Genomic DNA, 15,202 nt, shown 5'->3' with positions numbered 1-15,202 from the left:
CTCCTTAATATTAACTTTACTTTTTAATATTGATTTCTTTTCATACAATGTAAAACTCAATTACTATTGTCCTATTTAAGAACATATACAGCAAAACACAATGATTCAGCATAACTCAATTTGTTGAAAATGGAAAAATGATATCATTGTTGTCAATGTAAATTACTGCTAAATAGCTTTATATAAACAGTTTGTGCTTTTTAGAGGAAAATTATGAAAAAAATAGCCATAGGGACCTTAGGTGGAACAATTGCAATGACTGCTGATAGTTTTGGTCACATGCAACCGACTTTAACTTCAGATAACCTCATAAAAAGTGTTCCTGATTTAAATAACGTTGCTGATATTCATGCACAAACATTGATGCAAATACCAAGTGGATCTTTATCGTTTCAAATGCTTTTTGAAATAATTAAGTGGGCAAAACAACAAATAAACGCTGGTGCAGAAGGTATTGTTTTAACACAAGGGACTGATACTCTGGAAGAAACAGCTTTTTTTCTTTCTCTTTATTGGAAAGAAGCCGAACCACTCATCATAACCGGTGCTATGCGCATGCCTCATGAAGCAGGCGCCGATGGCCCCGCCAACATTTTAGCAGCCACTCGTGTCGCAGCAGCCACACAAAGTCGTAACAGGGGCGTTCTCGTTGTCATAAATGATGCAATTCATTCACCTTATTGGCTCTATAAAAGCCATACCGTCAAAGTCGAAACATTTCAATCAGGTCTTGCAGGTGTTTTAGGAACTATTTTAGAGGGAAAACTTATTTATTTCAATGATCGAAAATTTTTCCCAAAAACGTTTGATCTTCCCCAAAACCATGATCATCAAATTGCACTCCTCTATTCCTCTTTATCATCTGATGCAAAATTAATGAAACTATGCCTTGAAAGTGGGTATTATGCTGGAGTTGTTATTGCTGGTTTTGGTGCAGGACACTGTAGTTTTCAAGAAGCAGACCTTGTACAACAATATGCACAAAAAATACCAATCATTATTGCTAGTCGTTGTTGTAATGGCTCAACAACTCGTATAACTTATGGCTATAAAGGCTCCGAAATCGATATGATTGCTTCTGGTGCTCTCATGTCTGGTTATTTATCAGCCGTAAAAGCGCGTCTACTTTTATGGACTTTTTTGGCGCAAGGGCACTCATTAGCACAAATCCGTGCAAACTGGAATGACTGGACTATAAGTTAATGAAAAATGATCTACTATCTTAAAAGAAGAGAGCATGCAAAACAAAATTTACTTGAAAATGAAGCCGCTCATCTGTCTACTCTTAAATCAATTGCTGCTGCAAAAAATTCTCGACCAATACAAATGATTGATACGACTATACAAAAAATTAATCAGAAAGATAATCTGATCAAATCCGTTTCTGACCGATATTCACCCTATCGCGTTTTTACTGCACAAGAATGGTCAGAGTTTCGTGCAGACACACCTCTTACTTTGACTTTTGATGAAATTAAGCGTTTACGCTCTATTGATGATCCTATTGATCTTAAAGAAGTCCAACGCATTTATCTTTCTTTATCGCGTCTATTATCATGCCATGTTGAAGCAGTACAGGAACTTTTTCACAAACGTCAGCAGTTTCTCCATCAAGAAGAGAGTAGAAAAACGCCCTTTATTATTGGAATTGCTGGTTCTGTAGCTGTAGGAAAATCAACCACGGCTCGCATTCTTCAAGAACTGTTGAAAAGATGGACATCTAGCCTTAAAGTTGATCTAATCACAACGGATGGTTTTCTCTATCCTAACGCAATCTTACAGCAAAAAAATCGAATGAATCGCAAAGGATTTCCTGATTCCTATGACATTAAAAAGTTGCTGTGCTTTCTTTCGGCTATAAAAGCAGGTATCGGAAATGTCCGTGCCCCGCTTTACTCACATATGATCTATGATGTTCTAGAAAATCAGACTATTACCATTGATCGTCCTGATATTTTAATTGTTGAAGGTATTAATGTATTACAGGTCAGTGATCTTCCTAAAGATGGAAAAGCTATTCCTTTCGTATCAGATTTTTTTGATTTTTCAATCTATGTCGATGCTGAAACAGAAGTCATTCGTCACTGGTATTTGGAGCGCTTTAAACGTTTGCGTAAAACAGCTTTTCAAAATCCTGAATCCTATTTTCATCGTTATGCCCATCTCAATGAAAAAGAAGCTTCAAAAATCGCTGAGGATCTTTGGCAAACGATTAATTTAAAAAATTTACAGGAAAATATATTGCCAACACGACCACGGTCCAATCTCATTCTACGAAAGGGAAAAAATCATTTGGTCGAATATGTCGCACTTAGACGACTATAAGGATCTCATAACTATGCAGCACCACCACATTCATTTTACCTCAACACGTATCGATAACAGTTGCCCTATCATCTTGGTAAACCAAAGAACTCTTGCCAACTTATCACTTGATGCGTCAACAACAGCATGGATAAAAGTTAATGACTTTACTGGTAAAGCGGGACAAATACTCTTTATTCCTCACGAAACGGGGCATTTAAAAAAAGTTTTATTTGGAATTGGCAATGGTAACGATCCTTTTATCACAGGAGTTCTTGCTCAAAAACTTCCTGCTGGTCAATGGCATTTAGAAGGTACAACCTCTGATGAAATAAATACCTATCTTGGATTAGCATTCGGTAGCTATCAATTTAATCGCTATCGTCAAAATTCTTCTTTCAAATCATTATCTATCCATGTCAATGAGGCTATTGATCTTAATGAACTCCAACGAATTTATGAAGCTGTCTTTTTCGTCCGTGATCTCATTAATATTCCAGCCAATGATATGAACCCTGATACTCTCGAAAAAGAAGCTCGAAAACTAGGAAAAACCTATGGTGCTCATATCAAAAGTATTTGTGGAGACGATCTCTTAACCCATAACTTTCCGATGATTCATGCTGTAGGACGAGCAGGCAGCACTGCACCACGACTGATTGAGTTACTCTGGGGGCAAGAACATCATCCTAAAATAACGTTGGTGGGCAAAGGCGTAACTTTTGATACTGGAGGCCTCGATATTAAATCAGCCAATAACATGTTGCTTATGAAAAAAGACATGGGGGGTGGAGCAAACGTTTTGGGATTGGCTAAACTTATCATGGATGCAAAATTGCCTTTCCGTTTACGCGTTTTGATTCCAGCTGTAGAAAATGCAATTTCTGCGAATGCTTACCGACCAGGTGATATTCTTAAAAGTCGTAAAGGTTTAAGTGTTGAAGTAGGTAATACAGATGCTGAAGGGCGCCTTGTCCTTGCCGATGCACTCGCCTATGGTGATGAAGAAAGTCCACAATTCATGCTTTGTATGGCTACTTTAACAGGGGCAGCGCGTATAGCATTAGGACCAGATCTTCCCGCATTTTATTGTAATGATTCAATATGGGCACAACAAATTTCTGAATCTGCTCACGCTGTCTTTGATCCTCTTTGGCAAATGCCCCTTTGGAAACCTTACCAAGAGATGTTATCATCACCAATTGCCGATCTTAACAATGTAACTGGAAATAGCTTTGCTGGTTCTATAACGGCTGCTTTATTTCTTAATTCTTTTGTTGAAAAAGCTGAACATTTTGCGCATTTTGACCTTTATGGATGGGTTCCAAAAGAAAAACCAGGATACCCTATTGGTGGATCAGCACAAACTATTCGTGCCCTTTATAATATTTTTAAAAAATGAATTTTGACACAAATATCCACAAAAATGGACAATTTTGCAGCTTAAAGAATAATTGGTCTTACACTGTGTTCTTAGTTTTGTTTGAGGATAAAAACCTTACCAATACAGTTTTCATGAGTTTGTTTAAAGGTAAGGAGTAACAAAATGGAAAGCAAAAAGATGATCTCTAAAGACCCAAGACTTCATGCATTCAGAGATGATCTAGCAGATCAACGTCTTGAAACAGAAATTACAGCTCAACGCTTTGTTCAAGGTGAAAAAAGACGTGTTAATACAGCGGTCGCTGGACTTTTTAAAGAAAATAGTAAAAAAAGTGAAAGACAAACAGAATGCTTATTGGGAGAAGAACTTCTCATTTTTGAACAAGGGGAAACATTGTCGTGGGGACAATCACTCAAAGATGGTTATGTCGGTTATATTGATACAAAAGTTCTTTGTACATCAACCATAAAACAAACACATGTGGTTTCAGTACCACGCACATTTAAATATTTACACGCTGACTTACGTGGACCAATAGTATCCCCATTATCTATGGGAAGCAAAGTCAGTGTTGTTGATGAAATTGAAGTCCGTGACACAATGTATTCTATTCTTGAAAATGGAACAGCAATCATTACGAGCCATCTCAGCCCCATTGGACGCGTATATGAAGATTATGTCACAGTTGCAGAAACCTTTATCCGTACACCTTATCTTTGGGGTGGTGTCAGCGGTTTTGGAATTGATTGTTCGGGACTCATTCAGCTCTCTATGATGATGACCGATCAAATAGTCTTACGTGATACCGATATGCAGCAAGAAACTATAGGCAGTCTTCTTACAGATACTGATAAACTTCAACGAGGTGATTTAATTTTTTGGAAAGATCATGTTGCTATTATGGTCGATCACGCAAATATTATTCACGCAAATGGTTTTTCTATGGACGTTATGATTGAGCCATTGGAAAAAGCAATTACGCGTATCGCTAAAAAAAATCAATATTCTATCGCAAAACGCCGTCCAATTCAAGAAACTTAATACATGCCTCCTATAAAAAATTAATTGAATGTTTTTATTATGCAATAGATTGATTTATAAGGATAATTATCCATCATTCACTCTGCATCAAGCATTCTAAATATCGTAAAATTCTCTTATTTCAAATCTGTTTTTATGTTGAATCAATCAAAATCGCTTGCTTGTTCATCACAAGCGAAATTGATGTATAAGTAAAAATGATTACGAAAAGAAAAATATCCCTTCTGAATGCTCTCAAATGCCAAGAGCTATCATAACTAACATTGGAACCAGCTTACTCCTTCACAAGCGTAAAGATAGTGGCGCTCAATAGATTTTATCTTATAAAGCTCTACCATTATACCATTCACGAGTGCCGGCACGAAATGGGCTTTGGAATATTGCGAGATGCCTCTTTTAAACAACCCCGCAAATATGCAACACAATGGCGTTCTATATTACGTAAGGGATATGCCCCTCTTAATCAAAAGCAACATTTTTTGAAATTTTTCCTATTATCGATATCTTATGAAAGAAATACTCCTAATATCTCTCGGTGCATCCAAGACAATCTCTCAATAATAATCGCGAAAAGTATAAATCCATTATCTACCACCATTTTTATGCTTATGAAGCGTGCAAAGGCATCATTATACACTTTGCCAATTCTCAATGTTGCGATAACCCTTGGCTATTGGAGAGTATTCTTTCAACACGTATTTTATTTCTTTCTTAAATAATTTTATCCACATGACCCGCCCCGCTTGGAACGTGCAAAAGAATGGTTTTGACTAATTTAACATAAAACAGATTTGAAATGAGAAAATTTTTATGACCCTGGACTTTCCCATTCAACATAAAAAATATAAATTATTATTTTAAATCAATATATTGAATTATATTTTCTTCTTATAACACATTAAAGAAGATGATTTTTCAATACCTGAACCAATGGTTTATCAGCATCAGGCATAGGGTATTTATCAAGATCATTAATAAAAACCCATTCTAAATTTTGGCCCTCTCGTCCTTGCGCAACGCCCTCATAATGGTCACAAAGATACAATGGCATTAAGAGATGAAATGTTTTATAGCTATGACTTGCAAATGTTAAAGGGTGTAAATTATTTGGTTGAACATAAATACCAAGCTCTTCCTCTAATTCACGAATCAATGATGCTTCCGGAGTTTCACCTTGCTCAACCTTGCCACCAGGGAACTCCCATAAACCAGCCAATGATTTTCCTTCAGGACGCTGTGTAAGCAAAACACGATTATTCTGATCTAACAGTGCACATGCAACAACAAGAAGAATGGAACTTTTCATACACATATCACTCCCCAATAGGGAACATAAAGATAACTGACTTTTCTATCATATCCCCTCTGCTCCTAAAAGAGCTCACATACCCCATTTGCTCTGAAAAATAATAAACTGTTAAATATAAAGTGCATCCATTAACTTCTGTAATCGCTATTGATCATAACGTACTCTTTTGTTAAATCGCAAGACCAAACCGTCGCCGTACTCTTACCCAAACCGATATCAACACGAATCGTGATGTGCTTACCTTGCATATAAGTACCTATTGTCTCTTCACAATACTCAGGATCTCGTACGCCATTCACGGCCACACGATGCTCACCAAACCAAATCGTCAATAGATCACGATCGACTTCAACACCGGCCTTCCCAACTGCCATAACGACCCGCCCCCAATTCGCATCTTCACCGGCAATAGCCGTTTTTACGAGCGGTGAATTTGCAATTGATAAAGCAATAGTTTTAGCTGCATTATTTGTTGTAGCACCCACCACATTAACCTCAATTAAATGACGAGCACCTTCACCATCACAAACAACTTGTAGTGCAAGTTCATGCAGAAGTGCACTCAATTGTTTCACAAAAACCCCATAACGCGGATCAGATTTACTTGTAAGACATGGAACATGTTCTTTTCCTGTCGCAAACAACATAAGCGTATCTGAAGTTGAGGTATCGCTATCAACAGTAATTGAATTGAAAGAACCCTCAACTGCCTCTGATAACATGGATTGGAGTGCATCCGAAGAAATGGTAGCATCACTAACCACAAATGACAGCATTGTCGCCATATCGGGTGCAATCATACCAGCACCTTTTGCAATTCCATTAATGGTAACACGCTCTCCCCCACAGTCAAAAGTGCGGGTCGCAAGTTTTGGAAATGTGTCCGTTGTCATTATGGCTTTTGCAGCTTCCAACCAATTTCCCTCTTCTGCTGTCTCTGTCATACTTGGTAAAAGATTGACAATACCCGATGCATCCATTGGCTCACCAATAACACCCGTAGAAGCTATAAAAATTTCATCTTCTCTAACCTTTAAAGCGTTCGCTGCTGCACAAATAATTGCATCGGTTGTGTGCTTTCCTTTGCTTCCTGTAAAAGCATTTGCATTTCCAGAATTCACAACAACACCCCTCGCAACCCCATGAGGAAGCGATGCACGACAATGCTCTACAGGGGAAGATGGACATTTTGAACGGGTAAAAACACCGGCCACACTCACTGGCTTATCGAATATGATGAAAAGAAGATCTGTACGATCTTTATATTTAATCCCAGCTTCAGCTGTTGCTATCCGTACACCAGATAATGGAGAAAGCTCTTGGATCTTTTGAGGCGACAAAGGAGAGATTTTCAAAACCACAATATGCTTTCTATAAAAAAATGAAATGATTGCAGATCAATAACCTCTCATAGAAAACTGCTAGGCTTTTTGAACAAAACTAACCTAGCAAATTATCTATTAAAGAGGCTATCTACTTATTTTTACTAGCTATTCCGTATCTTCTTCATCAGATGTCTCATCGGGAAGTAGCGTCCCATTTTGATGAAGCGATTCCATGATTTTTGTAACATTAGGATCAGGGTATTTCACATCTATCTTGCTACGCAAATCAACAATCAGTTCTTGATAGCGCTTTTTTATCAGCTGTGTCCGCAACATCTCTTTAACATCATCAAATGCAGGCGGTTGTTTTACACGACGATCTTCTAATTTAATAATATGCCAACCAAAAGGACTTTCAACGGGTTGTTTTGTGTATTCGCCAACTTTCAAACCAAATGCGGCATCTTCAAAAGGCTTGACCATTTGACCATGGCTAAAATAACCAAGATCACCCCCAACGGCAGCAGAACCATCTGTTGAACTTTTCTTTGCAATCTCTTCAAAATTTTCGCCTTTATTTAAATGCTTAATGATAGCTTCTGCTTCTTTTCTCGTTTTGACCAAAATATGACGCGCTTTAACCTCATCCTCTTTAGGTAAAGCAGCAACTTCTTGCTTATAAAGAGCTTCCAAATCAGTATCCGATATTTTATCAACAATCGCCTGTTTAAAATAAAGCTGTTGAAGAACATTGTCACGCATGACTGCCATACGTTTATCGTAAGCTTCTGTCTTATCAAGACCTTTGCTTCTTGCTGCTTTTGCGAGGGCCTGCATATCTAAATAAGCTTTTAGAACCATCATACGGCGTTGTTCATCAGGAAAACGTGCTAAATTAGGATTTATTTCAAGCGCTAAATCATCCAATTGGCCTGCTGTAATATTTTTCCCATCAATAACCGCCATAACATGAGAAGGAGAAACGGCTTTTTCAGAAGCTTTCTCTAAAGTCTTTAAATCACTCGACGATGAATTCAAACCTTCTTGAGCACTCACCCCTAAACTTGTACTTGCCAATAAAGTTGATGCTAAAAAAAGCGTGATAAAGTTAAATTTCATAAATATACTCCTTAAAAATGAAGGCAGGTTCAAGATTCCAATTTTCTTTACCATAACACTTTAATCTTTAAACATAGAGAAATAAATTAGTAATTTTATTTAAAAAAAGTATAAAATTATCCTTTTATCTCAGTTTCTCCAATCCTATCTAATGCAGATGAAAAACATGATAATAGAGAAAAATGACATATTGTATCTTAAATTACTTTGTATTGTATCAGTTAAATAGCATACTTAAAGTTGACATAAAGCGCTTAGCCTCTTATCTCTACTTTACAATTAGAGTGAAAAATTGCACACCAGCAAGTATAATGGTACCATCTGCATTTCATGATGTCACTAATGATATCAGATAATTTGAAGAAAATGTAGAGTATGGGGAGAGCGTATGAATTACCCAACAAGAGTGACAACAATTAAAAGAAAGGGCCAGAGATGGTCAGTTTAGGTGTTTTTGCCCGTAAGTTTTTTGGTTCAGCTCATGAGCGACATCTCAAAGCACTCCGCCAAAAAGTTGCACAAATTAATGCTTTGGAAGAACAATTCGTAAAATTAAGTGATGAGCAGCTTTGCCAAAAAACAGATGCCTTTCGTAAACGTCTTAGTGAAGGTGAGAGTGTTGATTTGCTCTTACCAGAAGCTTTCGCGACTGTTCGTGAAGCCGCAAAACGTGTTTATGACATGCGTCCTTTTGACGTGCAACTTATTGGTGGAATGGTCCTTCACGACTGCGGCATAGCTGAAATGCGTACTGGTGAAGGTAAAACATTAATGGCAACTCTACCAATTTATCTCAATGCATTGGAAGGTAAAGGCGTTCATGTTGTGACAGTAAACGATTATCTCGCCAGTCGTGATGCTGAAACAATGGGGAAAATTTTTAGTTTTCTAGGGCTTACAACAGGCGTGATTCTTCATGATCTTGATAGTGATGCCCGCCGAGAGGCCTATGCATGCGACATCACCTATGCCACAAATAATGAACTAGGTTTTGATTATTTGCGTGATAATATGGCCTTCGATCATAGTCAAATGGTCCAACGTGGACATCATTACGCAATTGTTGATGAAGTTGATTCGATTCTTATTGATGAAGCCCGTACCCCCCTTATTATTTCTGGTCCTCTAGAAGATCGTACTGACTTCTATAACCTTATTGATACATTTATTCCTGCCTTAACTCCAGAAGACTATGAAATAGACGAAAAACAAAAAACAACGACCTTTACCGAAGTTGGTACTGAAAAAATTGAAAAAATGCTCGAACAAGCTGGACATCTTAAAGGTGAGAGTCTTTATGACATAGAAAATGTCGCTATCGTTCATCATGTCAATAATGCTCTAAAAGCTCATAAACTGTTTGCTCGCGATAAAGATTATATTGTTCGCAATGATGAAATCGTTATTATTGACGAATTTACAGGGCGAATGATGCCTGGGCGGCGTTATTCTGAAGGACTTCATCAAGCGTTAGAAGCTAAAGAGCATGTTGCTATTCAACCAGAAAACCAGACACTTGCTTCCATCACTTTCCAAAATTACTTCCGTATGTATAGAAAATTATCTGGCATGACTGGAACTGCAACAACAGAAGCCGAAGAATTCAGAAATATTTATGGTCTTGACGTTGTCGAAGTCCCTACAAATTTGCCAATACAACGTATTGATGAAGATGATGAGATTTATCGAACAGCAGAAGAGAAATATCGGGCAATTGTGCGTGATATCCGTCAAGCTCATGAAAAAGAACAGCCTATTCTTGTTGGAACAACCTCTATTGAAAAGTCAGAACAATTGGCAGAGCGTTTGCGAAAAGAAGGCATTACCGATTTTAGAGTCTTAAATGCTCGCTATCACGAACAAGAAGCATATATCATTGCGCAAGCAGGAGTTCCTAGAGCTCTCACCATTGCAACCAACATGGCAGGACGCGGTACGGATATACAGCTTGGTGGTAATGTTGAAATGCGCATCCGACAAGAGTTACAGGATATCCCAGAAGGTCCAGAGCGGACAGCTAAAATTGAAGAAATAAAAAAAGATGTTCAGAAGCTTAAAGAAAAAGCTTTAGCGGCTGGAGGGCTTTACGTTATCGCTACTGAACGTCATGAAAGCCGTCGTATTGATAACCAACTTCGTGGACGTTCTGGTCGCCAAGGCGATCCTGGTCGCTCAAAATTCTTTCTCTCTCTTCAAGATGATCTTATGCGTATCTTTGGCTCTAACCGTATGGATGGTATGCTGCAAAAACTTGGATTGAAAGAAAATGAAGCTATTATCCATCCATGGATTAATAAAGCCCTTGAAAAAGCACAAAAAAAGGTTGAAGCACGAAACTTTGAAATTCGTAAAAATCTGCTAAAATATGATGATGTCATGAATGATCAACGCAAGGTTATTTTTGAACAGCGTATGGAGGTCATGAACGCAGATGATTTATCAGAAATGATCCTTGAAATGCGCAATGAAGTCGTAGAGGATCTCGTAGAGGCTTATATTCCTTCAGGGACATATTCTGAAAAATGGGATGCAAAAACTCTTGAAGAAGAGCTTCAACAACTCTTTAATCTTGAGCTTCCAGTGGAAGAATGGGCAAAAGAAGATGGAATTGCCGAGGAGCAAATTCTAGAGCGTGTATCAAATGCTGTTACAAAACTTGAAAATGAGCGTACTGAACGATATTCTCCAGAAGTTATGGCTTATTTTCACAAAGCAGTATTGCTCGAAACTATTGACACGTTATGGCGTGAACATCTGGTGAGTTTAGACCATTTGCGTTCTGTTGTTGGTTTTCGTGGTTATGCGCAGCGGGATCCGCTCAATGAATATAAGACAGAATCATTTGAACTCTTTCAAAGTATGTTGAAAAATTTGCGCCGAATTGTCACTTCTAAGCTTATGCGCTTTGAAATCATTCAACACCCCACAGAACCGACCATACCTGAGCAAACTGATGCTGCTTCTTCTGTCTTTAATGATCAAAGTCAAGAAAATGCTCCCACCTTATGGGCACGATCACAAGAAAATAGATTTGTTAATCCACAAGATCGTGACCCTAACGATATAACCACATGGGGAAAAGTTGGACGTAATGAGCGTTGTCCTTGCGGTTCAGAGAAAAAATACAAACACTGTCATGGAGCCTTTGTTTGAAAAGCAAACTATGCAAATGAATAAAAAGCGAAATTATGAGCAAGAATTGCGCACAGCTGGTTTAAGAGTAACACGTCAACGACGAGTTATTCTTGATATTTTGACTGATACAAATGATCATCCTAATGCATTTGAAATTTTTCAGCGTGCAAACAAAATAGATTCGAATATTTCACTCTCAACTGTTTATCGAACCATGAAAATATTAGAAGGAAATGGAACAATTCATCGCCATAGCTTTAGTGGTGGTCCATCTCGTTTTGAGCAAGCAGATGGGCAACATCATGATCATCTAATTGATATAGAAACAGGACAAGTTATCGAGTTTCATTCTGATGTTATTGAAAAGCTGCAAGAGGAAATTGCAAAATCCCTTGGCTATGATATTATTCATCACCGCCTTGAACTTTACGGAAAAAAAAACTCTTAAAAAAGTGATCATATATCATTAGATAAAATACCTCAGGCAAATCAAATTTTATAAAAATTTACCTTTAAAATATAATAGTTTTCATTGGCAAAAAAAAAGAATTGCTTTATTACCCCTCTTTGTATGATGCTATACGGTAATTCATTGCCAATATTATAACAAACAATCATTGCAACAAAATATTATAAAAATTGTATTATGAAAAATTAGGCCAATATTATCATGGTTTCCTTGCCACAAGATCGTATGAGACAGCTTGAAAAGCGCTTTGAAATAATTGAAAGCCAAATGACGACGAATCCAAATGCTGAAACATATGTCAAATTAGCTTCTGAATATGCAGAACTACAACCCGTTATTACCTCTATACGCGCATTAAATGCTCTTTACGAAGAGATTACAGAATTAGAAACGATTATCAACGATAAACAAACAGATATAGAGATGCGTAATCTTGCCCAGGAAGAGCTACCATCGTTATATAAAAAAGTAGAGCAATTTGAAAAAGAACTCCAGATTCTGCTTTTGCCTAAAGATGTTGCTGATGAAAAAAACGCTATTGTTGAAATTCGAGCAGGAACGGGTGGCTCAGAAGCAGCACTTTTTTCCGGTGATCTTTTCCGCATGTATGAACGTTATGCCCATGCTCACAATTGGAAAGTAGAAGTTATTTCACTTAGTGAGGGGGAAGTTGGCGGATATAAAGAGATTATTGCTACCATTTCAGGAAAAGGTGTCTTTTCTAAATTGAAATATGAATCAGGGGTTCATCGTGTGCAACGTATCCCAGAAACAGAGACAGGTGGGCGTATCCATACATCTGCTGCTACCGTTGCTGTGCTTCCAGAAGCTGAAGATATTGATATTGATATTCGTCCTGAAGATATTCGTATCGACACAATGCGTGCATCTGGAGCAGGAGGACAGCATGTTAATACAACGGATTCAGCTGTTCGTATCACGCATATTCCAACAGGAATTATGGTCGTACAAGCAGAAAAATCACAACATCAAAACCGAGCACGAGCCCTTCAAATTTTACGGGCACGCTTATTCGATATCGAACGACAAAAAGCGGAAAGTGAACGTTCAGCTTCTCGTAAAAGCCAAGTTGGTTCTGGTGATCGCTCAGAACGTATTCGTACCTATAATTTTCCACAAGGACGTGTCACGGATCACCGTATTAATCTAACCTTGTATAAGCTTGATCGCATTCTAGAGGGAGATCTTGATGAGCTTATTCATGCACTCATCTCAGATCACCAAACAGCACTCCTGATGGAAATGGACAATAATTGAACAAATATTCTTTCAAAAATGTCATCCAACAAACTCAAGAAAAATTGCGCATGAAAGGAATTTCTGAAGCCAATCTCGATGCGAAAATACTCATTGAATGGATAACAGGAATAAATGCTGCTGAAAGAGTTTCTAAACCAGATATGCATCTATCTTCTGAGCATATTATACAAATAGAACAGGCTTTACAACGGCGTATTGCAGGCGAACCCGTTTACCGTATTATAGGAGCACGAGAATTTTATGGTATATCTTTTACATTATCTCAAGAGACGTTAGAACCACGCCCTGATACAGAAACGCTGATAGATCTTGTTCTCCCTTTTCTCCAAAAACAGATCGAAAATTCGAGAAGAACAACATTCCTTGATATGGGAACAGGAAGTGGCGCCATTGCCATTGCCATTCTTAAACAAATTCCCCAATCCTATGCAGTCGCTGTCGATATTTCTGAAGATGCCCTTAAAACAGCGACAAAAAATGCAAAAAATGCTGAAGTAGCACACCGCTTCACACCCCTTCTTAGCGACTGGTTTGATTCTGTCACAGATCGCTTTGATTTTATTGTTTCCAATCCACCTTATATCCCCGCAAAAGATATCAAAAAACTTGCAAAAGAAGTGCGCTTACATGATCCATTGCGCGCTCTTGTCGGTGGAAAAGATGGTCTTGATTTTTATCGAAAGCTCGCCCATGAAGCAGCCAACTACTTAAAAGAAAACGGCACTATCGCTGTTGAAATTGGTTACTCTCAAGAAAAAGAAGTTTGCAATTTGTTTGAAACAAATGGCTTCCAATGTTTAGAAATGCGCAAAGACCTCAGTGGAATACCCCGCGCACTTCTATTTGCATGCAAACATTAAAATTCCCAATCATCATCCGTGGTAGCAACCGCCTTGCCAATGACATAAGAAGAACCTGCCCCTGAAAAAAAGTCATGATTTTCGTCAGAGTTTGGTGATAAAGCTGCCAAAATAGCGGGATTAACACGACAAACCTCAGGGGGGAAAAGAGCTTCAAAACCTAAATTCATTAAAGCCTTGTTAGCGTTATAATGAAGAAAAATTTTAACATCTTCTGTCAATCCAAGCGCATCATAAAGATCTTCAGTATATTTGCACTCGATGTTATAAAGATCAAAGAGCAGGTTAAAAGCAAAATTTTTAATTTCTTGTCTTTTGGCTTCATCAAGCTTTGCAAAGCCCAATTGGAATTTATAACCTATATAATAACCATGGACCGCTTCATCACGAATGATCAGTCGAATGAGATCTGCTGTATTGGTTAACTTAGCGCGACTGGCCCAATACATGGGCAAATAAAAACCAGAATAAAATAAAAAGCTTTCCAGCAAAGTCGAAGCAATTTTTTTCTTAAGTGGATCATTTGCTTCATAACGCTCAAGTACTAATCTAGCCTTTTTCTGCAAATGAATATTTTCTTCTGACCATCTAAACGCATCATCAACTTCTACCGTCGAACAAAGGGTTGAAAAAATAGAGGAATAAGAACGTGCATGAACCGCTTCCATGAAGGCAATATTCGTCAAAACTGCCTCCTCATGCTCTGTTATCGCATCAGCCAGAAGCGAAATGGCTCCTACAGTGTTTTGAATTGTATCAAGAAGCGTTAGTCCTGTAAAAACACGAATCGTTAGCTTGCGTTCTTCATCCGTTAAGCTTGACCATGAGGGAATGTCATTGGAAAGTGGAACCTTCTCAGGTAACCAAAAATTCCCAGTTAAGCGGTTCCATACTTCAAGATCTTTCTCATCATGTAATCTATTCCAATTAACAGCGCACACAACAGGATTTTTGGTTGTAATCTTTGTCATATGA

At 37.9% G+C, this 15,202-nt stretch carries 12 protein-coding genes; 8 read left to right on the top strand and 4 right to left on the bottom strand.

The genetic code is table 11. The features are described from left to right. Nucleotides 1-213: 213 nt before the first annotated feature. The 4 genes from ACFIMC_RS06170 (at nucleotide 214) to ACFIMC_RS06155 (ending at nucleotide 4,729) form a co-directional block, all read left to right on the top strand. On the top strand, nucleotides 214-1,203 hold the full coding sequence (locus ACFIMC_RS06170; RefSeq protein WP_375627650.1) for an asparaginase: 990 nt from the start codon (nucleotides 214-216) through the stop codon (nucleotides 1,201-1,203). Between the two features lie 123 nt (nucleotides 1,204-1,326). Beyond that, nucleotides 1,327-2,325 (top strand): type I pantothenate kinase, encoded by a 999-nt coding sequence (gene coaA / locus ACFIMC_RS06165; protein WP_375627680.1) that lies wholly within the window; start codon nucleotides 1,327-1,329, stop codon nucleotides 2,323-2,325. 13 nt (nucleotides 2,326-2,338) lie between these two features. After that, complete coding sequence (locus ACFIMC_RS06160) at nucleotides 2,339-3,706, top strand: M17 family metallopeptidase (RefSeq protein WP_375668330.1); 1,368 nt, start codon at nucleotides 2,339-2,341, stop codon at nucleotides 3,704-3,706. Between the two features lie 159 nt (nucleotides 3,707-3,865). Then, nucleotides 3,866-4,729, top strand: a complete 864-nt coding sequence (locus ACFIMC_RS06155) for an NlpC/P60 family protein (protein WP_375671928.1) — start codon at nucleotides 3,866-3,868, stop codon at nucleotides 4,727-4,729. An 898-nt stretch (nucleotides 4,730-5,627) separates the two neighbouring features. Here ACFIMC_RS06155 and mutT read toward each other — a convergent pair. The 3 genes from mutT to ACFIMC_RS06140 all read right to left on the bottom strand — a co-directional run bounded on the left by mutT (nucleotide 5,628) and on the right by ACFIMC_RS06140 (nucleotide 8,482). Then, the gene (gene mutT, locus ACFIMC_RS06150) at nucleotides 5,628-6,041 is read right to left on the bottom strand and encodes an 8-oxo-dGTP diphosphatase MutT (protein ID WP_375627652.1); all 414 of its coding nucleotides are present in this window, start codon (nucleotides 6,039-6,041) and stop codon (nucleotides 5,628-5,630) included. A gap of 125 nt (nucleotides 6,042-6,166) precedes the next feature. Then, nucleotides 6,167-7,399, bottom strand: coding sequence for a bifunctional glutamate N-acetyltransferase/amino-acid acetyltransferase ArgJ (gene argJ, locus ACFIMC_RS06145; protein ID WP_375638357.1), 1,233 nt, complete (start codon nucleotides 7,397-7,399; stop codon nucleotides 6,167-6,169). Nucleotides 7,400-7,528: 129 nt separating this feature from the next. Next, on the bottom strand, nucleotides 7,529-8,482 hold the full coding sequence (locus ACFIMC_RS06140; RefSeq protein WP_375611828.1) for a peptidylprolyl isomerase: 954 nt from the start codon (nucleotides 8,480-8,482) through the stop codon (nucleotides 7,529-7,531). A 435-nt stretch (nucleotides 8,483-8,917) separates the two neighbouring features. Between ACFIMC_RS06140 and secA the strand changes: the two genes are divergently transcribed. The 4 genes from secA (at nucleotide 8,918) to prmC (ending at nucleotide 14,227) form a co-directional block, all read left to right on the top strand. Then, nucleotides 8,918-11,635, top strand: a complete 2,718-nt coding sequence (gene secA / locus ACFIMC_RS06135) for a preprotein translocase subunit SecA (protein ID WP_375671919.1) — start codon at nucleotides 8,918-8,920, stop codon at nucleotides 11,633-11,635. Continuing rightward, entirely contained in the window at nucleotides 11,574-12,065 is a 492-nt protein-coding gene (locus ACFIMC_RS06130) for a Fur family transcriptional regulator (RefSeq protein ID WP_375611830.1), read from the top strand. The genes secA and ACFIMC_RS06130 overlap by 62 nt, the downstream gene beginning before the upstream one ends. Before the next feature lie 222 nt (nucleotides 12,066-12,287). Then, on the top strand, nucleotides 12,288-13,364 hold the full coding sequence (gene prfA, locus ACFIMC_RS06125; RefSeq protein WP_375613296.1) for a peptide chain release factor 1: 1,077 nt from the start codon (nucleotides 12,288-12,290) through the stop codon (nucleotides 13,362-13,364). After that, nucleotides 13,361-14,227, top strand: coding sequence for a peptide chain release factor N(5)-glutamine methyltransferase (gene prmC, locus ACFIMC_RS06120; protein WP_375613295.1), 867 nt, complete (start codon nucleotides 13,361-13,363; stop codon nucleotides 14,225-14,227). Before prfA ends, prmC begins: the two co-directional genes overlap by 4 nt. Here the strand turns inward: prmC and nrdF are convergent. Continuing rightward, the gene (nrdF, locus tag ACFIMC_RS06115; RefSeq protein WP_375611833.1) at nucleotides 14,224-15,198 is read right to left on the bottom strand and encodes a class 1b ribonucleoside-diphosphate reductase subunit beta; all 975 of its coding nucleotides are present in this window, start codon (nucleotides 15,196-15,198) and stop codon (nucleotides 14,224-14,226) included. The genes prmC and nrdF overlap by 4 nt on opposite strands. Nucleotides 15,199-15,202 lie beyond the last annotated feature (4 nt).

Origin of the sequence: Bartonella sp. AP21QHHD (assembly GCF_042196205.1) — a bacterium.
In the GTDB taxonomy this organism is placed as follows: domain Bacteria; phylum Pseudomonadota; class Alphaproteobacteria; order Rhizobiales; family Rhizobiaceae; genus Bartonella.
Note: the sequence above shows the minus strand (reverse complement) of the source record. Positions and strands in the feature narration are given on the sequence as shown.